The organism is Halomonas sp. LMYGS-3, from assembly GCF_059509875.1.
On record NZ_JCAKFQ010000026.1, the window covers coordinates 40,668 to 66,579 of the forward strand.

Annotated in this window: 21 protein-coding genes; 15 read left to right on the forward strand and 6 right to left on the reverse strand. The window is 68.2% G+C overall.

Annotated features, from left to right (window positions below; all coding sequences use genetic code 11):
* Positions 1-36 precede the first annotated feature (36 nt).
* From AC5W54_RS18565 to AC5W54_RS18590, 6 genes are all read left to right on the forward strand, one after another.
* The gene (locus AC5W54_RS18565) at positions 37-1,524 is read left to right on the forward strand and encodes a mannitol dehydrogenase family protein (protein WP_495963582.1); all 1,488 of its coding nucleotides are present in this window, start codon (positions 37-39) and stop codon (positions 1,522-1,524) included.
* Positions 1,524-3,014, forward strand: coding sequence for a xylulokinase (xylB, locus tag AC5W54_RS18570; protein WP_495963583.1), 1,491 nt, complete (start codon positions 1,524-1,526; stop codon positions 3,012-3,014). Before AC5W54_RS18565 ends, xylB begins: the two co-directional genes overlap by 1 nt.
* Positions 3,015-3,062: 48 nt before the next feature.
* The gene (gene tal / locus AC5W54_RS18575) at positions 3,063-4,016 is read left to right on the forward strand and encodes a transaldolase (RefSeq protein ID WP_495963584.1); all 954 of its coding nucleotides are present in this window, start codon (positions 3,063-3,065) and stop codon (positions 4,014-4,016) included.
* 354 nt (positions 4,017-4,370) lie between these two features.
* The gene (gene dctP / locus AC5W54_RS18580; protein WP_495963585.1) at positions 4,371-5,387 is read left to right on the forward strand and encodes a TRAP transporter substrate-binding protein DctP; all 1,017 of its coding nucleotides are present in this window, start codon (positions 4,371-4,373) and stop codon (positions 5,385-5,387) included.
* 74 nt (positions 5,388-5,461) lie between these two features.
* Positions 5,462-5,992, forward strand: coding sequence for a TRAP transporter small permease (locus AC5W54_RS18585; protein ID WP_495963586.1), 531 nt, complete (start codon positions 5,462-5,464; stop codon positions 5,990-5,992).
* Positions 5,992-7,290: a TRAP transporter large permease gene (locus AC5W54_RS18590; RefSeq protein ID WP_495963587.1), complete on the forward strand. Its 1,299-nt coding sequence runs from the start codon at positions 5,992-5,994 to the stop codon at positions 7,288-7,290. Before AC5W54_RS18585 ends, AC5W54_RS18590 begins: the two co-directional genes overlap by 1 nt.
* A gap of 50 nt (positions 7,291-7,340) precedes the next feature.
* Here the strand turns inward: AC5W54_RS18590 and AC5W54_RS18595 are convergent, their stop codons facing one another.
* The gene (locus tag AC5W54_RS18595) at positions 7,341-7,652 is read right to left on the reverse strand and encodes an NGG1p interacting factor NIF3 (RefSeq protein ID WP_495963588.1); all 312 of its coding nucleotides are present in this window, start codon (positions 7,650-7,652) and stop codon (positions 7,341-7,343) included.
* Between the two features lie 222 nt (positions 7,653-7,874).
* Here AC5W54_RS18595 and AC5W54_RS18600 point away from each other — a divergent pair, with 222 nt between their 5' ends.
* A complete protein-coding gene (locus AC5W54_RS18600; protein WP_495963589.1) occupies positions 7,875-8,384 on the forward strand; it encodes a fasciclin domain-containing protein in 510 nt (169 codons plus the stop codon).
* A gap of 96 nt (positions 8,385-8,480) precedes the next feature.
* Here AC5W54_RS18600 and AC5W54_RS18605 read toward each other — a convergent pair whose 3' ends face one another.
* Positions 8,481-11,303 carry an AMP-binding protein gene (locus tag AC5W54_RS18605; protein ID WP_495963590.1) on the reverse strand — a complete coding sequence of 941 codons (2,823 nt, stop codon included), beginning with the start codon at positions 11,301-11,303 and terminating at the stop codon, positions 8,481-8,483.
* 202 nt (positions 11,304-11,505) lie between these two features.
* Between AC5W54_RS18605 and AC5W54_RS18610 the strand changes: the two genes are divergently transcribed.
* Entirely contained in the window at positions 11,506-12,345 is an 840-nt protein-coding gene (locus AC5W54_RS18610) for a fructosamine kinase family protein (RefSeq protein ID WP_495963591.1), read from the forward strand.
* On the opposite strand, the gene AC5W54_RS18615 is transcribed toward AC5W54_RS18610, so the two are convergent.
* Complete coding sequence (locus tag AC5W54_RS18615; RefSeq protein ID WP_495963592.1) at positions 12,346-13,272, reverse strand: alpha/beta fold hydrolase; 927 nt, start codon at positions 13,270-13,272, stop codon at positions 12,346-12,348.
* A 239-nt stretch (positions 13,273-13,511) separates the two neighbouring features.
* Here AC5W54_RS18615 and AC5W54_RS18620 point away from each other — a divergent pair, with 239 nt between their 5' ends.
* Genes AC5W54_RS18620 through AC5W54_RS18630 form a run of 3 tightly spaced genes read left to right on the forward strand, consistent with a single transcriptional unit; the run spans position 13,512 to position 19,286 of the window.
* On the forward strand, positions 13,512-14,717 hold the full coding sequence (locus AC5W54_RS18620) for an efflux RND transporter periplasmic adaptor subunit (RefSeq protein ID WP_495963593.1): 1,206 nt from the start codon (positions 13,512-13,514) through the stop codon (positions 14,715-14,717).
* The gene (locus tag AC5W54_RS18625; RefSeq protein ID WP_495963594.1) at positions 14,717-17,860 is read left to right on the forward strand and encodes an efflux RND transporter permease subunit; all 3,144 of its coding nucleotides are present in this window, start codon (positions 14,717-14,719) and stop codon (positions 17,858-17,860) included. The genes AC5W54_RS18620 and AC5W54_RS18625 overlap by 1 nt, the downstream gene beginning before the upstream one ends.
* Positions 17,853-19,286 (forward strand): efflux transporter outer membrane subunit, encoded by a 1,434-nt coding sequence (locus AC5W54_RS18630; RefSeq protein ID WP_495963595.1) that lies wholly within the window; start codon positions 17,853-17,855, stop codon positions 19,284-19,286. The genes AC5W54_RS18625 and AC5W54_RS18630 overlap by 8 nt, the downstream gene beginning before the upstream one ends.
* Before the next feature lie 35 nt (positions 19,287-19,321).
* Here the strand turns inward: AC5W54_RS18630 and AC5W54_RS18635 are convergent, their stop codons facing one another.
* On the reverse strand, positions 19,322-19,948 hold the full coding sequence (locus tag AC5W54_RS18635; protein ID WP_495963596.1) for a TetR family transcriptional regulator: 627 nt from the start codon (positions 19,946-19,948) through the stop codon (positions 19,322-19,324).
* Between the two features lie 158 nt (positions 19,949-20,106).
* On the opposite strand from AC5W54_RS18635, the gene AC5W54_RS18640 reads away from it, so the two are divergent.
* The gene (locus AC5W54_RS18640; RefSeq protein WP_495963597.1) at positions 20,107-21,138 is read left to right on the forward strand and encodes a succinylglutamate desuccinylase/aspartoacylase family protein; all 1,032 of its coding nucleotides are present in this window, start codon (positions 20,107-20,109) and stop codon (positions 21,136-21,138) included.
* Here AC5W54_RS18640 and dusA read toward each other — a convergent pair whose 3' ends face one another.
* Positions 21,139-22,137 carry a tRNA dihydrouridine(20/20a) synthase DusA gene (gene dusA / locus AC5W54_RS18645; protein WP_495963598.1) on the reverse strand — a complete coding sequence of 333 codons (999 nt, stop codon included), beginning with the start codon at positions 22,135-22,137 and terminating at the stop codon, positions 21,139-21,141.
* A 193-nt stretch (positions 22,138-22,330) separates the two neighbouring features.
* Here dusA and AC5W54_RS18650 point away from each other — a divergent pair, with 193 nt between their 5' ends.
* Positions 22,331-22,654 carry a TraR/DksA family transcriptional regulator gene (locus AC5W54_RS18650; protein WP_495963599.1) on the forward strand — a complete coding sequence of 108 codons (324 nt, stop codon included), beginning with the start codon at positions 22,331-22,333 and terminating at the stop codon, positions 22,652-22,654.
* Positions 22,655-22,731: 77 nt separating this feature from the next.
* Positions 22,732-23,319 carry a hypothetical protein gene (locus AC5W54_RS18655; protein WP_495963600.1) on the forward strand — a complete coding sequence of 196 codons (588 nt, stop codon included), beginning with the start codon at positions 22,732-22,734 and terminating at the stop codon, positions 23,317-23,319.
* Positions 23,320-23,352: 33 nt separating this feature from the next.
* On the opposite strand, the gene AC5W54_RS18660 is transcribed toward AC5W54_RS18655, so the two are convergent.
* The gene (locus AC5W54_RS18660) at positions 23,353-23,943 is read right to left on the reverse strand and encodes a helix-turn-helix domain-containing protein (protein WP_495963601.1); all 591 of its coding nucleotides are present in this window, start codon (positions 23,941-23,943) and stop codon (positions 23,353-23,355) included.
* 287 nt (positions 23,944-24,230) lie between these two features.
* Here AC5W54_RS18660 and gltX point away from each other — a divergent pair, with 287 nt between their 5' ends.
* Complete coding sequence (gltX, locus tag AC5W54_RS18665; RefSeq protein ID WP_495963602.1) at positions 24,231-25,712, forward strand: glutamate--tRNA ligase; 1,482 nt, start codon at positions 24,231-24,233, stop codon at positions 25,710-25,712.
* Positions 25,713-25,912 lie beyond the last annotated feature (200 nt).

Here is a 25,912-nt window from a genome sequence, read left to right on the forward strand (position 1 = left end):
GCCGACACGCCGGGCACGACTCGGCCGGAGACTCCCATGATCCGACTCAACAACGACACTATCGCCCAACTCTCCCCCGAGGTGGCCCGGCCCGCCTACGATCGACGCGAGGTGACCCCGGGCATCGTCCACTTCGGGGTCGGCGGCTTCCACCGCGCCCACCAGGCCATGACCCTGGATGCCCTGATGAACCGAGGCGAGGCACTGGACTGGGGCATCGTCGGCATCGGGGTGATGCCCGGCGACCGCCGCATGCAGGAGGTCCTGGCCGCCCAGGACCACCTCTATACCCTGGTGGTGAAGCACCCGGATGGGCGCCGGGAGCCGCGAGTCATCGGCAGCCTCATCGACTATCGGTTCGCCCCCGACGACCCGGCAGCGGTGATCGAGCTGCTGGCCGACCCGGCGATCCGCATCGTCTCGCTGACCGTCACCGAGGGCGGCTACAACGTCCATCCGGTCTCCGGCGAGTTCGACCTGGCCAATCCCGATATCCGCCACGATCTCGAGCACCCCACGGCGCCGCGCACCGCCTTCGGGCTGATCGTCGAGGGCCTGGCACGGCGTCGCGAACGCGGGGTGGCGCCGTTCACCCTGATGTCCTGCGACAACATCCAGGGCAACGGCGAGGTGGCCAGGGGGACCTTCTGCGCCTACGCCCGGGCCCGGGACCCGGAACTCGCCGACTGGATCGAGGCCTCGGTGGCCTTTCCCAACGCCATGGTCGATCGCATCACCCCGGTGACCAGCGAGGCCGACATCGACGAGCTGGCGGCGCGTTTCGGCCTCGACGACGCCTGGCCGGTGGTCTGCGAGCCCTTCACCCAGTGGGTGCTGGAAGACCATTTCGTCGCCGGCCGCCCGCCGCTGGACATGGCCGGCGTGCAGCTGGTCGACGACGTCGAGCCCTACGAGCTGATGAAGCTGCGACTGCTCAATGCGAGCCACCAGGCGCTGACCTACTTCGGCTATCTGGCCGGTTATCGCTATGCCCACGAGGTGTGCCAGGACCCGCTGTTCGTCGACTTCCTGCTCGATTACATGCGCCGCGAGGCCTCGCCGACCCTGGCGCCGGTGCCGGGGGTGGACCTCGAACGCTACCGCCTGACGCTGATCGAGCGCTTCGCCAACCCCCAGGTCAAGGACACCCTGGCCCGGTTGTGCGCCGAGAGCTCGGATCGCATCCCCAAGTGGCTGGTGCCGGTGATCCGCCAGCAGCTCGAGACGGGGGGCGAGGTCCACCGCGCGGCGGCGGTGGTGGCGAGCTGGGCGCGCTATGCCGAGGGCGTCGACGAGCGGGGCGAGCCCATCGCGGTGGTGGATCGCCTCAAGGGGGAATTGATGGCGCTGGCGCAGCGCAACCGCGAGCACCCGACCGCCTTTATCGAGAATCGCGAGCTGTTCGGCGAGCTGGCCGAGAATGCGCGCTTCCGCGAGGCCTACCTGGTTGCCCTGAGCTCTCTGCACGAGCGTGGCGCACGCGCTACCCTCGAGACACTGGTCGGCGCAAAAGGAATGGTGTGATGTATATCGGGGTGGATTGCGGTACCCAGAGTACCAAGGTGGTGGTGGTCGACGTCGAACGGGCGGCGATTCTCGGTGAGGCGAGTCGTCCGCACCGTCTGATCGAGGGCGACCATGGGCGCCGCGAACAGGATCCCGGCGAGTGGGTGGCAGCGCTGCGCGGCGCCTTCGGCGAGGCGGTGGCACGGACCGGCATCGATGCTCGTGCGGTGCGCGCCATCGGCGTCTCCGGCCAGCAGCACGGCCTGGTGGCCCTGGACGCCGCCGGCGAGCCGGTGCACCCGGCCAAGCTGTGGTGCGACACCGAAACCGCGACGCACAACGCCGCCCTGGTCGAGCGCCTGGGCGGTGAGGCGGAGTGTCTCGACCGGCTTGGCCTGGTGCTGCAGACCGGCTACACCGCCTCCAAGCTGGCCTGGCTGCGCGAGCACCGGCCCCAGGCCTACCGGCGCATCGCCACGCTGCTGCTGCCCCACGACTACCTGAATTTCTGGCTGACCGGCGAGCGGGTCACCGAGGCCGGGGACGCCTCCGGCACCGGCTACTTCGATACCCGCACCCGGCGCTGGCGAGAGGACGTGTTCACCGAGATCGCCCCGGAGCTCGACCCCGGCGGGGTGCTGCCGCGGCTGATCGAGTCCCATGCGCCGGTCGGCGTGGTACGCCCCGAGGTGGCCCGGGAGCTGGGGCTATCCGACGATGTGCTGGTGTCGAGCGGTGGGGGTGACAATATGCTCGGCGCCATTGGTACCGGCAATATCACCCCGGGCCTGGTGACCATGAGCCTCGGCACGTCGGGCACCCTGTGCGCCTACTCGCCCGAGCCGGTGATCGCCGACAGCGCCATGGTCGCCAACTTCTGTTCGAGCACCGGTGGCTGGCTGCCGCTGATCTGCACCATGAACGTGACCTCGGCCACCACCCGCGTGCGCGAGCTGTTCGACCTCGACCTGGCAGCCTTCGGCGAACGGGTCACCGGTGCGCCGATCGGTGCCGAGGGCGTCACCGTGCTGCCGTTCTTCAACGGCGAGCGGGTACCGATGCTGCCCGAGGCCACCGCGAGCTTCCTCGGCCTGAGTGGTGTCAACGCCACCCCGGCCAATCTGTGCCGGGCGGTGATGGAGGGCGCCACCTTCGGCCTGCGCTATGGCCTCGAGCTGTTCGGGGGGCTGGCCGAGGGGGCCAGCCAGATCCGCCTGATCGGCGGCGGGGCCAAGAGCCCGGTGTGGCGGCAGATGGTCGCCGACATCACCGATACCCAGGTGATCTGCCCCGAGGTCACCGATGCCGCGGCCCTCGGCGCGGCGCTGCAGGCCGCCTGGTGTCATCAACGAGATCGGGGCGTGTCGCTGGCCGCACTCTGCGAGCGCCTGGTGCACCTCGACGAGCAGTCGCGGGCCGACCCCGCCCCGGCGAGTGTCGATGCCTATCGCGCCGCCTACGACCGCTACCGGCGGGCACTGGCCGAGCGGCATGGTATCGCGGCTTGATCATCGTTCCGGACACTCTCTGTTCATCGACAGCATAAGGAGGACGCCATGACATCACGGCTCGACAATCTCAAACGCCACTCCCTGGTGGTGGCCGACACCGGCGACCTGGAGGCGATCCGCCGTTACCGGCCCCAGGACGCCACCACCAACCCCTCGCTGCTGCTCAAGGCCTTCGAGCTGCCCGGCTACCAGGCGCTGATCGACACGGAGTTGGCTGCGGTCAGGGCCGAGGGAGGTGACCGGCAGCAGCAGGTCGAGCACGCCGTGGACCGGCTCGCCGTGGCCAAGGGGGTGGAGATCTCCCGGCTGGTGCCCGGCCGGGTCTCCACCGAGGTGGCCGCCAAACTGTCCTTCGACACCCAGGCCAGCATCCGCAAGGCCCACGAGCTGATCGAGCTCTACGGCCGGCGCGGCGTGGGCCCGGAGCGGGTGCTGATCAAGCTGGCTTCGACCTGGGAGGGCATCCGCGCCGCCGAGGTGCTGGAGCGCGAGGGCATCAACTGCAACCTGACCCTGCTGTTCAGCGAGGCCCAGGCCCAGGCCTGCTTCGATGCCGGGGTGTTCCTGGTGTCGCCCTTCGTCGGCCGGGTCACCGACTGGTACAAGAAGGAAACCGGCCGTGATTTCACGCCGGACGAGGATCCCGGCGTGCAGTTCGTGCGTGGGGTCTGCGCCCGCGCCGGCGAGGGCGGCTACGACACCGTGGTGATGGGGGCGAGCTTCCGCACCACCGGCCAGGTGCTGGCGCTGGCCGGCTGCCCGCGGCTGACCATTTCGCCGGCCCTGCTCGAGGAGCTGGCGGCGAGCGACGGCGAGGTGGAGCGTCGGGTGGCCATGGCGGAGGCTTCGGGGTCGCGTCCGGCCCCGCTGAGTGAGGCCGCGTTCCGCTGGGAGCATAACCGGGATGCCATGGCCAACGACAAGCTGGCCGAGGGCATCCGCCGCTTCGCCGAGGACCAGCAGGCCCTGGAGGCGCTGATCGACGCGCGCCTGGGATAGCACGGGTGGCGCCCTCTACCCGGGGATCAGCAGACTTTCGACTGTAAAACAATGACCTGGGTCAGGGTTGCGGGTCAGGTAAAAAGCGCCCCCTGCAATCCTGCCCTGATGCGACCTCCAGGCAGGCATCGGCGACACGGCACCTCGAGCCGGCGCCTCATGGCTTTGCGGCCTTTCCCGACCGATAAAGCGAGAGGATGGCATTATATCGCTTATTTTCCATAAAAATATCTGCTTAATTGGTCTTTTATAGTCGTCAATACTTATTTGTCGTTTCAGAGAGGTTCATTGACCGGTTTTGGGGCGGGCGGTAAACAGTGTCGTGCCAACCACAACTACGCGAGAGATTCGGTCATGACACTTGCCACGAAAGGCGGATTCCTGCCCGCGGTTTCGGCCTTCACTGCTGCTATCTTCCTGATGGGGGCTTCGCTCGATGCCGAGGCCACCACCCTGCGCCTGGCCACGGATTCAGGGACCAAGGGCTCCCCCGCCGGGGACGCCCTGGAGACCTGGGGGCGCCTGATCGAGGAGAATTCGGGCGGCGAGCTGCAGGTCAATATCTTCTACCAGAACGAGATCGGTGGGCAGCAGGAGGTCTTCGATCTGCTGGTCTCCGGTGACGTGCACATGATGCTCAACTGGCCGATGACCTCCTACGATCGGCGCATCGGTGTCATCTACACCCCCTACATGACCCTGTCCTGGGAAGAAGCCTTCGAGGCCTACAGCCCGGGGGGCTGGGTCAATGAACTGCTCGGCGACATCTATGCCGATATCGGTCTGAAGTTCTTCGGCCCCTGGCCGGAAGGCTTCAACGGCGTCGCCTCCCGTGGCAAGTACGCCCTCGATGTCGAGCAGGCCGCCGATCTGGCGGTGCGTACCATGACGGTGTTCCCGGCCCCCCAGACCATGCAGGCGCTCGGTTACCAGACTGCTGCCATCGACTGGGGCGAGGTCTATACCGCGCTGCAGACCGGCGTGGTCGACGGCGAGGCCGGCAATGTCATCTACTGGCCCTACGAGTATTTCCGCGACATCCTCGATTACTACGTCCACACCAAGCACTTCTTCATGACCGGCATCCTCACCATGAACATGGAGGCCTTCGAGTCGCTCAGCGAGGCCCACCAGCAGGTGGTCAGCGAGGCGGCACTCGAGGTGATGAACCAGCAGTTCGTGGCGGCCCGCGAGCAGGACGAGTTCTACATCGCCAAGGCCCAGGAGGATGGCATGCAGTACTTCGAGCTCGCCGACGAGCAGATCCACGACTTCGCCCGGCGTGCCCGCGAGCAGGTCTGGCCGCTGATGGGCCGCGAGATCGGCCAGGACATCATGGATGTCATCCGCGCCAACGCCACGCCGCTGTAACGGGTGAGGTGATTCGCTAGCCATGGCGTCGACCCGCCCGGCGGGTCGACCCCTTACTGCGTGGAGAGCTCGTCATGCAGAGGTTTCTTTCCCGGCTGGACCTGTGGGTCGGTCGCTTGCTCGATATCATCGCCTTCACCGCGAGCCTGCTCGTGGTGGGGTTGATGGTGTTCCTGATCCTGGCGCGCTATGTCTTCGGCTGGTCGCTGGTCGGCACCCTGGAGCTGGTGATGCTCGCCGGCATGTGGCTCTACATGACCGGGGCCCTGATCGCCAGCCGCCAGAACGAGCACCTGGTGGTGGATTTCCTCGAACTGCAGATCCGCGATTCGCGTACCCGGGCGCTGCACAAGGCGCTCGTCTCGACCATCGTCGCGGTGATCTGCGCCTTCTTCGTCTACTGGGCCTGGAGCATGCTCTCGTGGGGCATGGTGCGGCCCCAGCGTACCCCCGAGCTGGCCATTCCGCTGTGGATCTCCCAGCTCTCGATCATGGTCGCCAGCGTCGGCTGCTTCTGCTATGCCCTGCGAGACCTCGTCGCGGGAATCCGCCAGTTCACTGGTGCCGGCCGGTCGGCACCTCTCGCGACCCTGGGAGAGCGATGATGGAAGGCTTGCTCGCGATCGTTCTGCTGCTGATCCTGATGGGGCTGGGCGTCCCCATCGCCTGGTCCTTCGCCGGTGTGTTGGCCTACCTGGCCTTCGTCTACGACGCCAACTTCAATACCCTGATGTTGCAGGGGTTCCGCTCCGTGGATTCGGTGATCCTGATCGCCCTGCCGCTGTTCGTGCTGACCGGCTACCTGATGCAGAGCGGCGGCATCGCCACCCGGCTGGTGGTCTTCATCGAGACCCTGGTGGGGCGGCGGCGGGGCGGGATGGGGGCGTCCATGGTGCTGGCCTCGGGGATCTTCGGCGCCATCGCCGGTACCGCCACGGCGGCGGTCGCCTCGATCGGTACCATCATGGTCGGGCCCCTGGAGCAGCGCGGCTATCCCCGCGGCTACTCCTCGGCGCTGCTCGGCATCTCGTCGCTGCTGGGCATCCTGATCCCGCCGTCGATCACCATGATCCTGTTCGCCGTGGTGACCCGCCAGTCGGTGGCGGCGCTGTTCGCCGCCACGGTGGGGCCCGCGCTGCTGCTGATCGTGGGACTGATCCTGGTCAATCGCCTCGCCTGCGGGCGGCTGTTCCAGGAAGTGGCGGGCCAGGAGGGCGCCGCGGCGGGTCAGCGCTCCCGCCGCCGCGCCACCCTGCGCGCGCTGCCGGCGCTGTGCCTGCCGGTGATCATCCTCGGCGGCATCTACGGTGGCGTGTTCACACCCACCGAGGCCGCGGCCGTGGCGGCCTTCGCCGCCATCGTCATCGGCTTCCTGGTCTATCGCGACCAGACCCTGGGGAGCTTCTACCGCAGCGTGATCGCCGCCTCGGAGACCACCGGGTCGATCATCCTGATCCTGCTGTTCTCGTTCATGATCGGGCGGATCCTCGCCGCGGAGCGGGTGCCCCAGGAGCTCACCGAGCTGATCACGGTGATGATCAGCGATCCCTTGATGATCCTGATCGCGGTGAACGTCTTCCTGATCCTGGCCGGCGCCATCCTCGACGACGTCTCGGTGACGGTGGTCATCGCGCCGCTGTTCCTGCCGTTGATGGTGGAGACGGGAATCCATCCGGTGCACTACGCCTCCATCGTGGCCTGCTCGGTGGTGATCGGTGCCAACAGTCCGCCGGTGGCGCCGATCCTCTACATGGCCTGTCGCATCGGCCGGGTGTCGATCCACAAGACCTTCTCGCCGGCGCTGCTGCTGATCGCCTGCGTGGGACTGCCGGTGATGCTGATCACCACCTTCGTACCGGAACTGTCGCTGTTCCTGCCGCGTCAGCTGGGCTTTATCCGCTGAGGTGAGTCCGCGCCCTGCCGCGGGATGGCCCCGCGGCAGGCGTCGTCGTGTCACAAGGTCTCCAGCTTCCAGACGTCGAAGGCCGGCTCCTCGTAGGGATGGGCAGCCCTGAGCGCGGCCACCGCCTCTCGGATCAGGGCATCCTCGCAGACCAGCTCCACCTTGAGCTCCTCCACCCGCTCCAGGTCGCCGACCCGGCCGATATGTGGATTGGCCCCGGCCAGCGGGCGGAACTGTCCGGTGCCCGGGGTCTGGAAGCAGCACGCCTCGTAGTCGCCGATGCGGCCGGCACCGGTGGCGAAGATCGCTTCCTTGACGGTCTCGGCGTCCGCCACCGGGACGAAGAAGGCCAGCTTGTACATGGGATCCTCTCCTCGTGGGTTTCGTCCTCCCTGTTGTGCCACAGAAGCCCCTGTCGTGTCAGCTCGGGGAATTTTCTTGTACAAGGGTAAAACATATCTTGTTCAAATCATGTGCATGGTCTAGTGTCTGTATAGGTCTTGACGCCGCCGCGTCGGACCGGATTCCCCAGATCAGGGCGTGGCCGCCGACGTGCCTTCGCCCACCAGGAGGAGTGAGACCCCATGCGTATCATCAATCGTGCCCTATCCCTGTCTCTCGGTACGGGCCTGGCTGGCCTGCTGCTAGCGAGTGCCGTCCAGGCCGGGAGCCATTCGTCCATGGACAAGGACATCGTCGATACCGCCGTCGAGGCCGGTCAGTTCCAGACCCTGGTGGCTGCCGTCGAGGCCGCCGGCCTGGTCGAGACGCTCAAGGGGGAAGGGCCCCTCACCGTCTTCGCCCCCACCGACGAGGCCTTCGCCGCCCTCCCCGAGGGTACCGTCGAGGGGTTGCTCGAGCCGGAGAACCAGGCGCAGTTGCAGGCCATCCTCACCTATCACGTGGTGCCCGGGAAGATCATGGCCGAGGACGCCATGGGCGCGGACAGCGCGACCACCGTCCTGGGACAGGACCTCACCATCACCACCATGGACGGGCAGGTGATGATCGACGATGCCACCGTGATCCAGGCCGATGTCGAGGCCAGCAACGGCGTCATTCACGTGATCGACAGCGTCCTGATGCCCGAGTAGCCCCACGGCTCCTCCGACGGCTGCCCCTGCCGTTCCCTGTCTGGCCGCCCGACCGGGCGGCCTTTTTGTATCATCGCAGCGTGATCGTCGTCTGACTCAGGGGGCGGTCAGGTCCGGCTCGTCGCTCGCCGACAGGATGAACGATCGGGCGGTGTCGCGCAGCCTGACGGCTTCGGCCCAGCCGGTGGCCGTCGGTTGGATCGCCTCGCCGACGCTGATGCGCACGCGGCCGGGGCGGGGAAACCACTCGCTGCCGCGCAGTACCTCACGGGTGCCCTGCAGGGCCACCGGCACCACGGGGACGCCGGCCTGGGCGGCGGTGACGAAGGCCCCCATATGGAAGTCACCGAGGCCGGCCTCCGAGCGGAAGGTGCCTTCCGGGAAGAACGCCAGGGCGTCGCCGGCGTCGACGGCCTCGAGGATGCGGGCGGTGTCGCGGGTGGCCTGGCGGGGATCGAAGCGCTCCACGAACAGCGCACCCATGCGCTTCAGTATCAGCCGGAGCGGCAGGTGCCGCTGGAGCTCGGTCTTGGCCAGGTAGCGAAATCCCCGCGGCAGCGTCGCCGTCAGCACCAGGGCGTCCAGGTAGCTGGCGTGATTGGCCACCAGCACGCAGGGCGCCCGCTGGGGGAGGCGCTCGACTCCCTGGCGCTCGAGGCGAATCCCGGCCAGTACCGCGGCCAGGCGGCTGAGATGGTGCGCGACGCGCCAGCGCCAGGCGGGCCGCGGCAGGGGCAGCGCCAGCAGGAAGACCAGGGCGGCCCCCAGGCCGAAGATACTCCAGGCATAACCGGCATAGAGGATCTCGACGAACCGCACCAGATGCACTCGCGAGCGCTGCAGGCCGGCCTTCGCCGCCAGCCCGAGCGCCTGTCGCCAGACGGGGGTGGCGCGCAGGCCCAGGCGACCGCTGCGATAGCGCTCGGCGGTCGCCGTGCGACGCAGCTTGCCGCTGGAGGTCTTCAGGATGCTGTGGGGCGGGACCAGGCGAATGGCGTCGGCCGGGATGTTGACGATGTCGACCGTGACGTCGCGGATCGCCCGGGTGATCGCGTCGCGGCGGGCCGGGTCGTCGACGTGGGTTTCCGCCACCACGACCAGCTCCTCGATACCGCTCTCCGGATCGGGGTTGCCGAACACCGCCACGCACCCCTTCCTGACGCCCTCGATGCGGCCGATGGCCTCCTCGAGGTCGTAGGGGTAGAGGTTGCGCCCGCCGCGCACCAGCACATCCTTGACCCGGCCGCTGATATAAAGGTCGCCGTCGACGAGGTAGCCGCGGTCGCCGGTGCGCAGCCACTCGCCGTCGAAGAGGTCGCGGGTCGCCGCCGGATTGTCGAAATAGCCCGCCGTGGCCGAGGGCCCGCGGAATTCGATGTCGCCCTCGTGTCGCTCCGCCAGCTCGTGGCCATCACGATCGACGATGCGGACCGCGTAGCCGGGCAGCGGTGGACCGCAGTTGACGAAGGTCAGGGTCGGCTCGTGGCCATGGACCGGGCGCGCCTGTTGCTTGCGCGTGAAGGCTTCGTGATCCACCCGGTCGAGCCGCAGGCCTCGCCCGGGCGGGGAGATGCACAGCCCCACCGCCGCCTCGGCCAGCCCGTACACGGGCATCGGGGCGTCCGGGCGCAGCCCGCAGTCGGCCAGGCCCTCGGTGAAGCGCTGCATGGTGCGGGGGCTGACCGGCTCCGCCCCGTTGAAGGCGACCCGCCAGCAGCTCAGGTCCAGCCCCTGGACCCGCTCGGGTGTCAGGGCGCGCAGGCAGAGCTCGTAGCCGAAGTTGGGGGCGCCAGAGAGGGTGGCCCGGTGGCGGTGGATCAGCTCGAGCCAGCGCAGCGGGCGGGCCAGGAAGGCGAGCGGTGACATCACCACCAGCGGGATGGCGTGGTAGAGGCTGCCGAGCCAGGCGCCGATCAGGCCCATGTCGTGGTAGAGCGGCAGCCAGCTGACGAAGACGTCCCGGGAGGTCGCCTCCAGGCGTTCGCCCATGGCGCGGATGTTCGCCAGCAGCTGCCCGTGGGTCAGCATGACCCCCTTGGGGTCGCCGGTACTGCCGGAGGTGAACTGCAGCAGGCCCAGGTCCGACGAGGCGGGCGGCTCGGGGGGCGTGGCCCCCCCGGCGGTCGAATTCGCAAGCTCCGCCACCGTGACGATGGCCGACAGCCGCGGTGCTTCGGCCCGCAGCAGGTGCGCCACTCGGCGGGCCTCGGCCACCGTGATCAGGATCTGTGCGCCGGCACTGGTCAGGATGCGCCCGTGGCGCCGCAGGTGCTCTTCCAGTTGGGTCGGGCGGGCCGGGGGATAGATGGGCACGGGCACGGCGCCGGCGCGCAGGATGCCGAAGAAGGCGGTGAAGTAGTCCGGCTCGGTAGGCAGCATCAACGCGATGCGATCCCCGGGTTGCACGCCGCGCTGGCACAGGGCCGCGGCGATGCCCTGGGCGCCGCGATCGAGATCGGCGTAGCTCAGCGTGCGTGGCGTGTCCCCGTCGCCGTAGACATGCAGGTGGGGGCGATCGGGGTGGCGCGCCAGGTGCCAGTCGAGAACCGCATTGAGGCTGTCGGCGGCATCGGGAGTGCCTTGTACCGGTTCGACGTGCGGGGTGGGCGTGGCGGGTGCCGTGTCGCGGTCGCCGGCCGGGGTGGCCAGCAGGATCTCCAGCAGCTCCGCCGGGGTGTCCGCCATCAGGGCGGTCTCGGGCAGCGTCACGCCGAAGGCGTCCTCGAGCCGCAGCAGCAGCTCGGAGCGGGCCATGCTGTCGAGGCCGAGGTCCCGGTCCAGGCGTGAGTCGAGCGTCGGCCGGCCGGTCTTGCCGCGGCGGGGCTGCGTCTCGCGCACCAGGGCGTCGATCACGTCGAGCAGCCGGTGCTGCAACGCTTCGGCTTGCTGTGCACGTCGGGTCTCATTGGCTGGATCCATCGGTGACCTCGCGGCTTGCTCCGCCCTTCCATGGGCGATTCCGGGAAGAGGCTTCTTTACTGTAGGTGCTGGCCAGGCCAGTGCTCCGTGCAGGGTGGCGGTAACGTCGCGTGCTTACTGTACTTGGTCAACGAGCCTAGGCACTTGATTCACATTCCGACACTGGTGAGGCTGGTGGCAGGTACAGGAAAGGGGATATGGCATGGAACCCGCTCTCTCGACGTTGCTGGCGCGTCATGGCCTGACACCGCACGGCGAACTGCACCCGCTGGGGGGTGGCGATATCGCCGCGGTCTATCGCGTCGCAACCGATCGGGGGCCGGCGGTGGTCAAGCGCGACGATCCGGTACGCCTGGCCGGTGAAGCGGAGGGACTGCAGGCGCTGCGTGAGGCCGGCACCCGGTTGGTCGTGCCCGCCGTGCTGGCCGCAGGCGACGGCTGGCTGGTGATGGAGGCGCTGGCAACGGTGTCCCGTTCGGCGAGCGACGAGGCCACCCTGGGCGAGGGGTTGCGTGAACTGCACGGCCATGCCGCGGGCGAGCATGGCTGGCCCCGCGACAACGCCTGCGGGCGTACGCCCCAGTCCAACGCCCCGCTCGGCGATGGCCGGGCCTTTCAGCGCGAGCGTCGCCTGCTGCCGCTGGTCGAGGCCTGCCAGGTCCGGGGGCTGCTCGACAACCGCCTGCGCGCTCGGCTCGAGGCGATCGCCGAGGGGCTGGAGGGCTGGCTGCCCGATGCCCCGGCGAGTCTGCTCCACGGTGACCTGTGGGCGGGCAATGTGCTGTTCACGCCTCGGGGGCCAGCGGTCATCGACCCGGCGGTATACCGCCACTATCCGGAAGTGGATCTCGCCATGCTGACGCTGTTCGGCTCCCCCGGCGAGGCCTTCTTCGAGGCCTACTGGAATGGCGATCCCCCGGCCGACTGGCCGAGGCGCGAGGCGCTGTTTCAGCTCTACCCGCTGCTCAACCACCTGCTGCTGTTCGGCGGCGCCTACCGCAGCGGGGTGGAGCGCACGGTGGCGCGGCTGGAGGCGGCCTGATCAGCCGCCGCGAAGCGCCTTCATCCAGCGAATGCCCCGCTGCCACCAGGGCATGCCGTGGCGGCGGTCGGCGGCCGGCAGCAGGTCGCGCCGGGGGCGAGTGAGGAAATCGGCGATGGGGGTGACCTGGCTCGGGCGGTCGAGCATCGGGGCGTGGCCACAGCCGGGCACCTTGAGACGGACCAGGCGGGGATGGACCTCGGCCATGCGTACCACGCTGTTGGCACGCAGCAGCGGCGAGGTCTCGCCGCGGATCACCATCAGCGGGCAGTGGATCGCGGCCCAGTCGGCCCAGGTATCGCGGGGTGTGTCGTGGATGAATTGCTCGCCGATGCGGGGATCGTAGTGATAGGTCCAACTGCCATCGGGCAGGCGGCGGGCGCTGCCCAGCGCCAGTTGGCGCCAGGCATCGTCGCCCTCGATGCCGAAGCCGACGTAGTGGCGGCGCAACTCCTTCTCCAGGTCACCGAAGCGGTGGAAGCGATGGGGCACGCCGAAGTAGGTGGCCAGTTCGGTCAGGCCGTCGGGGTCGAGCTCGGGCCCCACGTCGTTGAGCACCAGCCGCTCGATGCGTCCGGCGGTCTCGGCCTCGGCGGCCAGCAGCATGCCCAGCAGGCCGCCCATGGAAGTGCCCACCCAGGGGACCCGCTCCAGGCCGAAGTGATCGAGCACCGCCACGGCCACCGTCATGTAGTGGGAGTAGAGGTAGTCGTGGGCGGGATAGAGCGACCAGCTCGACAGGCCCCGCCCGGGGGTGTCCGGGGCCAGTACCCGCCAACCGGGGCCGAGCTCCCGGGCCAGGCCGGCGAAATCGCCGCCATGACGGGCCAGCCCGTGCCAGGCGACCACGGTCCTCGGGGCCTCGGGGTGCCAGATGCGGACGGCCACCTCGAGTTCCCGTACCCGAATCAGCTCCAGTGCATCCATCGCTGCCTCCATCGAAGGGCTGTTATCGAAGGGCTGTTATCGAAGGGCTATGCTGCATGGCAGCATAACCGACTTCCCCGATGGGGACGAGAAGACGATCAGGGGACGGCTAGCATACATACATGGATGTAGCTATAATCCCCGACTCCTGACAAACGACCGTTTCTGAACGCGGGGCCCCGATGGCGCCCCGTGCCGCTTCGGATTCCCGATGGCACTTTCCACAGTGGAGGCATTGCATGCGTCTGGTACCCCTCGCAGGGCGCAGCCCCCTTCGATACGTCCTGATGGTCGGCCTGCTGGCGACCTTGCTCTCTGCCTGTGGCCAGGACGATGTCGGGGGACAGGGCGGTCCCATGGGCGGCGACAGGCCGCCTCCCCGTGTCTTCGTGGTCGGCGTGTCGCCGGGCTCCGTGTCGGTCGAGGCGGAGTATGCCGCGCGGGTGCGTGGTTCCCGCGAGGTGGAGGTGCGTGCTCGGGTGCAGGGCATCCTGCAGGAGCGCCTCTATGTCGAGGGGCAGGTCGTCGAGGATGGCGCCCCGCTGTTTCGTATCGACCGCGAGCCCTACGAGATCGAACTCAAGCGCGCCGAGGCCGAGCGGGCCAATGCCCGCGCCGAGCTGAACCAGGCCAACCGCGAGTGGCAGCGCATCTCGGCGCTGTACGACCAGAACGCCGTCAGCGAACGCGAGCGGGACACCGCGCTCTCCGCCCGGGAACTGGCCGAGGCGCGTTACGCCCTGACCGAGGCGGGGGTCGCCACTGCGCAGCTCAACCTCGACTACACCGAGGTGCGTGCGCCGCTCGCCGGCATGACCGGGCTCGAGAGCTTCCCCGAGGGGAGCCTGATCGAGCGCGGCACCCTGCTGACCACCGTGACCCAGCAGGACCCGGTGCATGTGCGTTTCGCGCTGCCGGAGGGCGACGCCGCCCTGCAGCGCGCCGCGCGGCGGGCCATGGTCGCCAACGGCGAGGTGGAGCGTCGCGAGGCGCGGCTGATCCTGCCCGATGGCCGAGAATATGCCGAGAGCGGGGTGATCGACTTCACCGACAGCACCATCGACCCGCGCACCGGCAGCGTCTCGGCTCGGGCTGTCTTCCCCAATCCCGACGGCGAGGTGGTGCCCGGCCAGTTCGTGCGGGTGAGGGTCGAGGTACAGAACCTCGAGGACGTCTATCGGATACCCCAGGCCGCCGTGGGGCAGGGGGCCGAAGGCGCCCGGGTCTTCGTGGTCGCCGACGACGTCGCCGAGGCGCGCGTCGTCGAGCTCGGCCCCATCGTCGGCGGCGAGCAGGTGATCCTCTCCGGCCTCGAGCCGGGAGAGCGCCTCGTGGTCAATGGGCAGGTGGCGCTGCAGGACGGCATGCCGGTCGAGGCCGAGGAGGTCGGGGCGTCTGCTGCCGAGGCGCAACCCAGAGACGCCCAGTCCGACGAGGAGGCGTGATGCTCAGGCTATTCATCGATCGACCGATCTTCGCCTCGGTCATCTCCATCATCATCGTGCTGGCCGGGCTCGCCGCCCTGCGGGCGCTGCCGGTGGAGCAGTATCCCGACGTGGTGCCGCCCCAGGTAGTGGTCGAGGCCAACTATCCCGGGGCCAGCGCCGAGGTGTTGGCCGAAGCCGTGGCGGCGCCGCTGGAGCAGGAGATCAACGGCGTCGACAACATGATCTACCTGGAGTCCAGCGCCACCGACGCAGGTAGCCTGCAGATCACCGTCTCCTTCGAGATGGGCACCGACCCCGACCAGGCGGCGATCAACGTCAACAACCGCGTCCAGGCCGCCGCGGCGCGCCTGCCGCAGCAGGTACGCGACCAGGGCGTGCGGGTCGAGGCGCGCTCGACCAACATGCTGATGGTGCCGGTGATGTATTCGCCGGACGGCAGCCAGGAACCGCTGTTCATCTCCAACTATGCGCTGCTCAACGTGCTCGACGAGCTGGTGCGTATCCCCGGGGTGGGCGATGCCTCGCTGTTCGGTGCCCAGGATTATTCCATGCGGATCTGGCTCTCCCCGGACAAGCTGGCCCAGTACGACCTGACACCCGCCGAGGTGGCCGCGGCGATCCGCGAGCAGAACGCCCAGTTCGCCGCCGGCCGCCTGGGCGCCGAACCGGCGCCCGAGGACCAGGCCTTCACCTTCACCGTGACCACTCGCGGCCAGCTCTCCGAGCCGGCCGAGTTCGAGGCCATCATCCTGCGCGCCGACGAGGATGGCGGCACCCTGCGGCTCGGCGACGTGGCCCGGGCCGAGCTGGGCGCGCAGAACTACGCCTTCTCGGCCACCTACAACGGCCAGGCAGCGGTGCCCATGGGAGTCTACCTGCAACCCGGGGCCAATGCCCTGGAGACGGCGGCCGCCGTGCACGCGACGCTGGACGAGGTCGCCGAACGCTTCCCCGAGGGCGTGGCCTATAGCGTGCCCTACGACACCACCGAGTTCGTCGAGATCTCGATCCGGGAGGTATTCATCACCCTGCTGGTGGCGGTGGTCCTGGTGGTGCTGGTGACCTTCACCTTCCTGCAGCACCTGCGCGCCACCCTGATTCCGGTGGCGGCGATCCCGGTATCGCTGATCGGGACCTTCGCCGGCATGCTGGCGCTGGGCTTCTCGGTCAACCTGCTGACCCTGTTCGGCCTGGTGCTGGCCATCGGCATTGTGGTCGACAACGCCATCATCGTGCTGGAGAACGTCGACCGGCTGATCAACGAGCAGGGCATGAAGGCCCGCGATGCCGCCATCGCGACCATGAAACAGGTGGCCGGTGCGGTGGTCTCCTCGACCCTGGTGCTGGTGGCGGTATTCGCCCCGGTGGCCTTCCTCGGCGGCCTGTCCGGCGAGCTCTATCGCCAGTTCGCGGTGACCATCGCCATCTCGGTGGTGGTGTCCGGCATCGTCGCCCTGACGCTGACGCCGGCCATGTGCGCGCTGCTGCTCGACAAGCAGCCGCACACGGTCTCCAAGCCGTTCCAGTGGTTCAACGCCGCCTTCGACAAGCTGACCGCGGGCTTCACCTGGACCGTGGGCAAGCTGCTGCGCCATGCGGTGATCGGGGTGGTGCTGTTCACCGGGATCATCGTGCTGACGCTGTTCTCGATGACGCGCCTGCCACCGGGCCTGGTCCCCCAGGAGGACCAGGGCGTGGCGCTGGTGGTCTACCAGCTGCCGGCGGTCTCGGCGCTGTCGCGTACCGCGACGGTGCGCGACCAGCTCTCCGCCATGCTGACCGGGATGGACGAGATCGACGAGTTCACCAGCTTCGCCGGTTTCGACATCATCGCCGGTTCGCTGCGCAGCAACGCGGGCGTGGGCTTCGCCAACCTCGCCGACTGGGACGATCGCCGCGGCCCGGGACAGGACGCCCAGTCCCTGACGGGACGCATCATGGGCATGGGGGCCGGCATCCCCGAGGCCAACGTCTTCGCCTTCACTCCACCGCCGATCATGGGACTGTCGCTGACCGGTGGCGTCGAGGGCTACCTGCAGGTGCGTGGCGACGCCACGGTGAACGAGATCCAGGAACTGGCCGGTGCGCTGGCGGCGGCGGCCAACGAGCGCCCCGAGCTGGCCAACGCCCGCACCACCCTCGATACCTCCATCCCGCGTTACAGCGCCGAGGTGGATCGCGAAAAGGCGCGGGCCGTGGGCGTGCCGATCAACCAGATCTTCGACGCCATGCAGAGCACCTTCGGCTCGCTCTACGTCAACGACTTCACCCTGGCCGGACGCAACTGGCAGGTGAACCTGCAGGCGGAGGGCGAGTTCCGCAGCAAGCCGGAGGACCTCAACAAGGTCTTCGTGCGTTCCGAGACCGGCGAGATGATGCCACTGAGCTCGCTGGTCACCCTCAAGCGTGAGCCGGGGCCGGACATCATCAACCGCTTCAACGTCTACTCGGCGGCCAAGTTCCTGGCCGATGCGGCTCCGGGCTACACCACCGGCCAGGCCAAGGCGGCCATGGACGAGGTCGCCGCCGAGGTACTCACCGACGGCAACACCCTGCTCGGCTGGATCGGCGAGGCCTACCAGCTCGATGCCGCGGCCGGGGCCGGCGGGCTCGCCTTCGGCCTGGGCATGGTGATGGTGTTCCTGATCCTGGCGGCCCAGTACGAGCGCTTGACCCTGCCGCTGGCGGTGGCCACGGCGGTACCCTTCGGCGTGCTGGGGGCGGCGTTGGCGGCGATGCTGCGCGGCTTCCCCAACGACATCTATTTCCAGGTGGGGTTGCTGGTGCTGATCGGCCTGGCGGCCAAGAACGCCATCCTGATCGTCGAGTTCGCGGCCCAGAACCGCCGCGCGGGCATGAGCTCCGGCGAGGCGGCGCTGGCCGCGGCACGGCAGCGTTTCCGCGCCATCCTGATGACCGCCCTGACCTTCATCATCGGCACCCTGCCGCTGGTGTTCGCCACCGGTGCCGGTGCGGCCAGCCGGCAGGAGATCGGGACCGTGGTGGTGGGCGGCATGCTGCTGGCGAGCTCGCTGGCGCTGATCTTCGTGCCGTTGGCCTACAAGCTGCTGGAAGACCTGGCGACCTGGCGTCGCGAGCGCAAGGCGCGCCTGGCAGGGGAGGAGCCCGAACATGCGTGAACCATCGTCAAGGCGCTCCGGCAGGCTGGTGGCCCTGGTGCTGGGCACGGTGCTGCTGGCCGGCTGCGCCGTGGGGCCCGACTACCGGGCTCCCGAGCTCGAGCTGCCCGAGCAGTGGCCCGAGCATGTGTTGCTCTCGGAGGCGTCGCGCCAGGCGTGGCAGCACTGGTGGCGCCAGTTCGAGGATCCCCGGCTCGACACCCTGGTCGAGCGGGCCAGCGCGGACAACCTGGACATCCGCCTGCAGCTGGCACGCATCGAGGAAGCCCGGGCGCGGCTCGGCCTGGCCCGTGCCGAGCAGTTGCCCTCGGTGAACGCCCAGGCCGAGGCGTCTCGTGAGCGGACCCCGGCCAGCGTCTCGCCTTTCGGCGTCGCGTCTACCGACAACCGCTTCGTGCTGGCCGGCGTGCTCGACTACGAGCTTGACCTCTGGGGTCGTCTGTCCCGGGAGCGTGAGGCGGCCGAGGCGCAGCTCGACCAGAGCGTCTTCGCCCACGACGCGGTGCGTCTCAATGTCATCGCCGACGTGGTGACCACCTACTTCGACCTGAAGAGTGCCCAGCACCAGCTGGGCATCACCGAGTCGACCCTGGAATCGCGCGAGGAGACCTATCGCCTCGAGCAGTTGCGCTTCGACGCCGGCGAGACCGACGAACTGGCGCTGCGCCAGGCGCAGTCGGAGCTCGAGACCACCCGGGCCCAGCTGCCCGTGCGGGTGCAGCGGGTGCGCACCCTGGAGGGCGTGCTGGCGACCCTGGTGGGCATGAGCCCGGCGGAGCTGATGGCCGAGCTGGACTTCGGTGACGCCGACCTGGAGACGTTCGTCCTGCCCGACGGGGTACCCGCGGTGTTGCCCTCGAGCCTGCTGGCGCGACGCCCCGACATCCGGTCCGCCGAGGCGGGGCTGATCGCCGCCAATGCGGGCATCGGCGTGGCCGAGGCGAGCCGTCTGCCGCGGCTCAACCTGGGCGGGTTGCTGGGAACTGCTGCCACGGATGCCGGCGATCTCTTCGCCTCGGCCGCCGGCACCTGGGGGCTCTCGGCCACGGTGATGGGGCCGCTGTTCGACTTCGGCCGCTCGCGCTCCCGGGTCGACACCGCCGAGGCGCTGGCCGAGCAGGCCGAGGTGCAGTATCGCGCCACCGTGATCCAGGCCTTCAACGAGGTGCGCGATGCCCTGGTGGTCTACGAGACCAGCGGCGAGCGGGTCGAGGCCATTCGGGCCCAGGTCGAGGCGCTTGAACGCACCCTGGAGCTGGCGGAGGTTCGCTACCGGGAGGGCTTCGTCGGCTTCATCGAGCTGCTCGATGCCCAGCGGTCACTGCTCGCCGCCGAGCTGGCCCTCTCCGAGGCGATGCGCGACCGGTTGACCGCCACGGCCACGCTGTTCAAGGCGTTGGGTGGCGGCTGGCAGGTCGACGCCTGAGGCGGGATCGACGGCGAAACCCCGCCGGGCACGCATCAGCGAGGGGCGGGGCCGCGGGAGAGCAGCCGCAGCAGGGTGTCCACCACCTCGGTGCCGCGCTCGCGGATCGAGAGCTGTTCGTGATTGCGCAGCCAGTCGTGGAAAAGCCCGCCGAGGCTCGACTGGAGCAGCCGTGCCGCGACCTCGGGCGAGACGTCGGGGCGTAGCTGGCCCAGCCGGGCCGCACAGGTGAAATACTCCTCCAGGGCGCCGCAGGACTCCTCGGCCATCTCGTTCTGCATGGCGATGGGGTTGATGTCGCTGAAGAACTCGCAGCGATGCATCAGAATAGAATAGACGCGGCAGTAGCGGGGTTGCTCCAGGCGCTCGAAGCCCCGATGGCAGGCCAGCCGAACGGCTTCCAGGGGGGCCTCGGCGAGGCCGGGATCATCGATCTCCTCGACCAGTTCCTCGAAGGGCATGCGGACCCGCTCGAGCAGGGCGCGGAAGAGGTCGGCCTTGTTCTTGAAGTGCCAGTAGACGGCACCGCGGGTCATGCCCGCATGGCGGGCGATCTGCTCGAGAGAGGTGCGGGCGACGCCACGTTCGAGGAAGATGTCCTCGGCGGCGTCGAGCAGGGCTTCTCGGGTGGCGGCGGCTTCCGCCTTGGTGCGTCTGGCCATGGATGGGCACTCTCCGGGCGTCACGTAGCAACTTTCATTCTACCCGAGTGAGGGGTTTTTTACATTCGTTCGTGTATGAATGTATAGGGCTCGTCATTTGCCGGTGGACAGGGTATAAGGAGCAGACAGAACAGCGTTTCGTTACAGGAAGTGACCGCATGGCTCGTCCCTCATTCGAACTCGCCGGCGTTCGTGTCGCGGCGGGCGCCCGTACTCAGATCGACGTCCCCGTCGCCCGGCTCTATACCCATGCGCAGCTGCACATTCCCGTGGAAGTGGTGCACGGTCGCCAGAGCGGCCCGGTGCTGCTGGTCTGCGGCGGCATCCACGGCGACGAGATCAACAGTGTCGAGATCGTGCGCCGCCTGCTGCGCTCGCGCCAGCTGCAGGGCGTGCGGGGTACCCTGATCGCCGTGCCCATCGTCAACGTTTTCGGCTTCGTGCAGCATACCCGCTACCTGCCCGACCGGCGTGACCTCAACCGCTGCTTTCCCGGCAGCGAATCGGGCTCGCTGGGTGGGCGGGTGGCGGCGCTGTTCCGTGAGCAGATCGTCGACCACGCCACCCATATCATCGACCTGCACACCGGGGCCATTCATCGTACCAACCTGCCGCAGATCCGTGCCCAGTTGAGTCCGGGCAGCGAGACCGAGCGCATGGCCAATGCCTTCGGTGCTCCGGTGATCCTCAACGCCGAGCTGCGCGAGGGCAGCCTGCGCCACTATGCCCAGAGCCGCGGCATTCCGGTGCTCACCTACGAGGCCGGCGAGGCACTGCGCTTCGACGAGTGGGCGATCGCCCCGGGGGTGCGCGGCGTGCTGCGCGTGATGCGGCGGATCGGCATGCTGACCGGCGAGCACCGTCGGCGCCAGCCGCCGGCGGCGGAGCTGGCCAACGGTTCGAGCTGGGCGCGCGCGCCCATCGACGGCATCCTGCGGCCCCAGGTGCGCCTGGGGGCGCGGGTGGCGAAGGGCGAGGTACTGGGCAAGGTGGCCGACCCCTTCGGCAACGCCGAGGGCGAGGTGCGGGCCATGGCCGATGGCATCGTCATCGGCATGAGTCGACTGCCGCTGGCCAACGAGGGGGAGGCGCTGTTCCATGTCGCCCGCTTCGACGCCATCGAGGAGGCCGAGAGCGCGGTGGAGAGCTTCCAGTCGAGCCTGGAACCGCCGCCCGACTCGCTCTACTGATCAGGCGGTGGCGGGGAGTGGTTCGCGCTCGGTCACCAGGCCCAGGGCGTCGTCGAATACCTGCAGGCCGGCGCCATCGCGGTGGGCGTGCTCGGAGAGGTGGCGACGAAAGCGCCGCCCACCGGGTTGACCCTGGAACAGGCCGAGCAGGTGGCGGGTGACGTGGTTGAGCCTGACGCCTTCCTCGAGCCGGCGGGCGATGTAGGGACGCAGGGCGCGCGCCGCGTCGTGTCGGCTGGCCACCGGGCCTGGTTCGCCGTAGAACGCCGCATCGATGCCGGCCAGCAGCCAGGGGTTCTGGTAGGCCTCGCGGCCGACCATCACGCTGTCGACGTGGTCGAGCTGCCCGCGGCACTCGTCCAGGGTCTTGAGCCCGCCGTTGATGCCGATGTGCAGTTCCGGACGGCTCTGCTTGAGCCGGTGTACCCGGGGGTAGTTGAGCGGCGGCACATCGCGGTTCTCCTTGGGCGAGAGCCCCTGCAGCCACGCCTTGCGCGCATGCACGATGAATACCTCGCAGCCGGCATCGGCGACCTGGGTGATGAAGCGCTCGAGGTCGGCGTCCTCGTCCTGGTCGTCGATGCCGATGCGGCACTTCACGGTGACCGGGATCGACACCGCCTCGCGCATGGCATGCACCGCTACGGCCACCCTATGAGGATGCCCCATCAGGCAGGCGCCGATCAGGTTGTTCTGCACCCGGTCGCTGGGGCAGCCGACGTTGAGGTTGACCTCGTCATAGCCCCACTCCTCGGCGATGGCCGCGCACTCGGCGAGTTCCCCGGCGTCGCTGCCACCCAGTTGCAGCGCGAGGGGATGCTCGACGTCGTCGTAGCCGAGGAAGCGGCTGCGCGGGCTGCCGTGCAGGATGGCACCGGTGGTCACCATCTCGGTATAGAGCAGCGCACGCCGGGTCAGGGCCCGAGCGAAGACGCGGTAGTCTCTCGTCGTCCAATCGAGCATGGGGGCGATGGCAAAGGTGCGGTCGAGCTGGAGCATCGGGCATCACGAGGTTGTGCGAAGAGCGCATATTTTACCAGGCAGGGCCACTAGTGCCCATGGTGGGAGGACTGGCCCACCAGCATCCGGGCTAGATCCGCGGCGTCATCGACTTCGAGTGGCGTATGCTATGGAAGGAGAGGGAAGGGCGGTGATACCGCTCGTGGTTCCGCGACCTGCGCGAGGTGATCTCATGGTGGATCGGAAGGTGAAACTGGAGGAGATGCGCGACGAACTGATCGAGCGACTGGATCGCTATCGTGCGCACAAGGAACACCGGGAGGGCCCGTTGGACAAGGACATGGAGGAGCAGGCCGTCGAGGTGCAGAACGACGACGTGATCGACTCCCTGGAGAGCGAGGCCGAAACCGAGCTGCGACAGGTGGTGCACGCCCTGGCCCGTATCGACGCAGGGGAGGGCGAGATCTGCGAGGTGTGTGAGGAGCCGATCGCCCCGGCCCGGCTCGAGGCGCTGCCGTATACCACGCTGTGCCGGGGATGCGCCGAGCCTGGTTGAGCCGGCCGAGCCGGGCAGGACGCGGGTGGAGGCGCGGTGGTAGGCTGGGGGTCAATCAACAAGGCTGGAGGGCTTGCATGAAGGCGTGGTGTCGACTGTCCGGCATGGGGCTGCTGGTCTTGCTGTTGCTCGCGGGCTGCGGGGGAAGCGATAACGGAGTGCAAGACCCCGAAGCGGACGAGGACATGGTCGTGGAGGAGCCGGTGCCCGAGCCTGAACCCGAACCCGAGGTGGATCCCTTCAGTGAGCCGGTGGAGATCGAATTCTCGGCCACGCTGCGTAGCGATCGGCGCCTGATGGTCGAGGGCGAGAGCAACCTGCCCGACTCGAGCCGTCTGCAGATCGTGGTGGAGCGTGAACTCAGTGGTGTGCGCTGGCAATCACGGACCAGCCTGGAGGGTGGCCGCTTCGCCGCTGGGCCTTTCGGGCCCGGCAGCGGCCTGCCGGATGGCGGCTATCGCATCACCGTGAACCTGCCGGAAGCCAGCGTGCAGCCGCGAGCGGTGCGGGAGCGCATCGGTGAGCAGGGGGAGCACCTGAGCGGGCCACTGGTCAGCACGTCGCGTCATGGGCTGGGGCAGGTGGCGAGCAGCTCGCACCGTTTCCTGGTCGGCAGTGAACCACGCCGCACCGCCGATGAGGTCGAGGTGCTGAACGTCGAGTGAGCGGTTGCCAGGGGCCTCGCTGCGAAGCCAGTGTCAGAGTGGGCTGGCCTGCCAGCGGGCCACGAGCTTGCCGAGCAGTCGGCAGTCGGGGGTGTAGGGGATGAGTTCGTCGCTACCCTGGCGTTCGAACTGCAGTTCGCCGGTGGGGCCCTGGCTAACCCGGCGGATACACTGCGCACCGGCCAGTTCGACCAGGTAGAGCCCGGGCTGGCGGAAGACCTCGGTGGGGGCGATGGCTACCAGGTCGCCCTGGTCGAGGAAGTCGAAGGGTTCGCCGGGAGCCGGGGTCAGCAGGTAACACTCCCCTTCCCAACGTTGTGCCGGCACCAGTTCGAAGGGCAGCTCGATGGCACGTGCCCCGGGGTCCTGCCAGGGAGCCGGGGGCAGGCGACGCAGATAGAGGGGGGCGGCGCGCCCTCGCTCCTCGTTCTCGATCAGTCGCGACAGGGGGCAACCGAGCGCCTGGGCCAGGGCGACCAGTCGCTCATGGCCGATCTGTTTGATGGCACCGGATTCCCAGTAGGAAATGGTGACGTCGGACACACCGACCCTGCGGGCAAGCGCTGCCTTGTTGAGGTTGGCCTCCAGCCGCAGTTCCTTGATACGAGGGCCTAGTGAATCCATTTCTCCATCCTGTCGACGATTAATGGGATCAGCGATCATCAGTGATCATCCACAACTGTGCAATACTGCGCATCAACGCTATTCGACGCCGCCCTGACTCGCAAGACGGATGTGCTCCTTGGTATGCCGAGCGATGGTGCCGTGGTTGACCTGAGACTCTCGGCATGGACCGCGCCGGGGCGGAATGATTCCCGCGATGCACGGCTGCCGGGGGCAGGCCAGGTGCGTATAATGCGGTCATTACCCTGTCCGCAGGGGTCATTTCCATTGCCAGGACCAAGGACGACATGACCGTACGTACCCGTATCGCGCCGTCACCTACCGGCGACCCTCACGTCGGCACCGCCTATATCGCCCTGTTCAATCTCTGCTTTGCACGCCAGCATGGCGGTCAGTTCATCCTGCGTATCGAGGATACCGACCGTGTACGCTCGACCGCCGAGTCCGAGCAGATGATCTTCGACTCCCTGCGCTGGCTGGGGCTCGAGTGGGACGAGGGCCCCGACGTGGGCGGCCCTCACGGGCCCTATCGCCAGAGTGAGCGCGGCGACATCTACGCCGAATACGCTCGCCAGCTCATCGCCTCGGGCCATGCCTTCAAGTGCTACCGGACCGCAGAGGAGCTCGACGAACTGCGCGAGGCGCGCAAGGCCGCCGGCATGCAGCTGGCGCTCAAGCCCGCCGACCTGGCGCTGTCCGCCGAGGAGGTGGCGCGCCGCGAGCGGGAGGGTTGGCCCCATGTGGTGCGTATGAAGGTACCCAGCGACGGTACCTGCGTGATCGACGACATGCTGCGCGGTGCCATCGAGGTGGACTGGGCCCAGGTCGACGCCCAGGTGCTGCTCAAGTCCGACGGCATGCCGACCTACCACCTCGCCAACGTGGTCGATGACCACCTGATGGGCATCACCCATGTGCTGCGTGGCGAGGAGTGGATCAATTCGGCGCCCAAGCATCAACTGCTCTACGAGTACTTCGGTTGGGAGATGCCGGCGCTCTGCCATATGCCGCTGCTGCGCAACCCCGACAAGTCGAAGCTCTCCAAGCGCAAGAACCCGACCTCCATCAACTACTACCGGCGCATGGGCTTCCTGCCCCAGGCGGTGATCAACTACCTGGGGCGCATGGGCTGGTCGATGCCCGACGAGCGCGAGAAATTCTCGCTCGACGAGATGATGGCGCACTTCGACATCCAGCGGGTGTCGCTGGGCGGGCCGGTGTTCGATCTGGAGAAGCTCACCTGGCTCAACGGCGTCTACATCCGCGAGGAGCTCGATGACCAGGCCTTCCTCGAGGCTCTGATGAAGTGGGCCTTCAACGAGGAGTATGTGCGCGAGATCCTGCCTCAGGTACGCCCGCGGGTGGAGACGCTCTCCCAGGTGGCACCGCTGGCGGGGCACTTCTTCTCCGGCCTGCCGGCGATCGACGAGGAGAGTTTCGATAACGTCAAGCTCGGCCGCGAGGAGCTGCTCAGGCTGCTGCAGTTCCTGGTATGGCGCTTCGAGACGGTACCGTCCTGGCACAAGGAAGCGCTGCTGGCCGAGGTCAAGACGCTGGCCGGCCATTTCGAACTGAAGATGAAGGAGTTCCTGGCCCCGGTGTTCATTGCCATCACCGGTTCGACGTCGAGCACCTCGGTGATGGACGCCATGGCGATCCTCGGCTCCGACATGACCCGGGCGCGGCTGCGCCACGCCATCGAGGTACTCGGCGGCGTCTCCAAGAAGCAGACCAAGCGCTTCGAAAAAGAGTACCGCGAGCTTTCCTGAGTTGCTGGAGTCGGCGCTGTGGGAGCTGCGCTCCTGCCAGACGGGGAATCTGCCCCCTGTGGGAGCCAAGCTCCCGGTATGGATTGACCTGTCAAGGGCTCGGTTGTCTCTGGTGCATGCGGTTGTCCTCAATGCCTACGGGTCAGGGAGCGAAGGGCTATCAGCGACGGTGGATCTCTCTGGTATTCGTGGGTTGGGTA

Bases quoted from the DNA above. Each gene is read 5' to 3' on its own strand.
- AC5W54_RS18565 (WP_495963582.1), top strand. From the start codon at position 37: ATGATCCGACTCAACAACGACACTATCGCCCAACTCTCCCCCGAGGTG.
- xylB (WP_495963583.1), top strand. From the start codon at position 1,524: ATGTATATCGGGGTGGATTGCGGTACCCAGAGTACCAAGGTGGTGGTG.
- tal (WP_495963584.1), top strand. From the start codon at position 3,063: ATGACATCACGGCTCGACAATCTCAAACGCCACTCCCTGGTGGTGGCC.
- dctP (WP_495963585.1), top strand. From the start codon at position 4,371: ATGACACTTGCCACGAAAGGCGGATTCCTGCCCGCGGTTTCGGCCTTC.
- AC5W54_RS18585 (WP_495963586.1), top strand. From the start codon at position 5,462: ATGCAGAGGTTTCTTTCCCGGCTGGACCTGTGGGTCGGTCGCTTGCTC.
- AC5W54_RS18590 (WP_495963587.1), top strand. From the start codon at position 5,992: ATGGAAGGCTTGCTCGCGATCGTTCTGCTGCTGATCCTGATGGGGCTG.
- AC5W54_RS18595 (WP_495963588.1), bottom strand. From the start codon at position 7,652: ATGTACAAGCTGGCCTTCTTCGTCCCGGTGGCGGACGCCGAGACCGTC.
- AC5W54_RS18600 (WP_495963589.1), top strand. From the start codon at position 7,875: ATGCGTATCATCAATCGTGCCCTATCCCTGTCTCTCGGTACGGGCCTG.
- AC5W54_RS18605 (WP_495963590.1), bottom strand. From the start codon at position 11,303: ATGGATCCAGCCAATGAGACCCGACGTGCACAGCAAGCCGAAGCGTTG.
- AC5W54_RS18610 (WP_495963591.1), top strand. From the start codon at position 11,506: ATGGAACCCGCTCTCTCGACGTTGCTGGCGCGTCATGGCCTGACACCG.
- AC5W54_RS18615 (WP_495963592.1), bottom strand. From the start codon at position 13,272: ATGGATGCACTGGAGCTGATTCGGGTACGGGAACTCGAGGTGGCCGTC.
- AC5W54_RS18620 (WP_495963593.1), top strand. From the start codon at position 13,512: ATGCGTCTGGTACCCCTCGCAGGGCGCAGCCCCCTTCGATACGTCCTG.
- AC5W54_RS18625 (WP_495963594.1), top strand. From the start codon at position 14,717: ATGCTCAGGCTATTCATCGATCGACCGATCTTCGCCTCGGTCATCTCC.
- AC5W54_RS18630 (WP_495963595.1), top strand. From the start codon at position 17,853: ATGCGTGAACCATCGTCAAGGCGCTCCGGCAGGCTGGTGGCCCTGGTG.
- AC5W54_RS18635 (WP_495963596.1), bottom strand. From the start codon at position 19,948: ATGGCCAGACGCACCAAGGCGGAAGCCGCCGCCACCCGAGAAGCCCTG.
- AC5W54_RS18640 (WP_495963597.1), top strand. From the start codon at position 20,107: ATGGCTCGTCCCTCATTCGAACTCGCCGGCGTTCGTGTCGCGGCGGGC.
- dusA (WP_495963598.1), bottom strand. From the start codon at position 22,137: ATGCTCCAGCTCGACCGCACCTTTGCCATCGCCCCCATGCTCGATTGG.
- AC5W54_RS18650 (WP_495963599.1), top strand. From the start codon at position 22,331: ATGGTGGATCGGAAGGTGAAACTGGAGGAGATGCGCGACGAACTGATC.
- AC5W54_RS18655 (WP_495963600.1), top strand. From the start codon at position 22,732: ATGAAGGCGTGGTGTCGACTGTCCGGCATGGGGCTGCTGGTCTTGCTG.
- AC5W54_RS18660 (WP_495963601.1), bottom strand. From the start codon at position 23,943: ATGGATTCACTAGGCCCTCGTATCAAGGAACTGCGGCTGGAGGCCAAC.
- gltX (WP_495963602.1), top strand. From the start codon at position 24,231: ATGACCGTACGTACCCGTATCGCGCCGTCACCTACCGGCGACCCTCAC.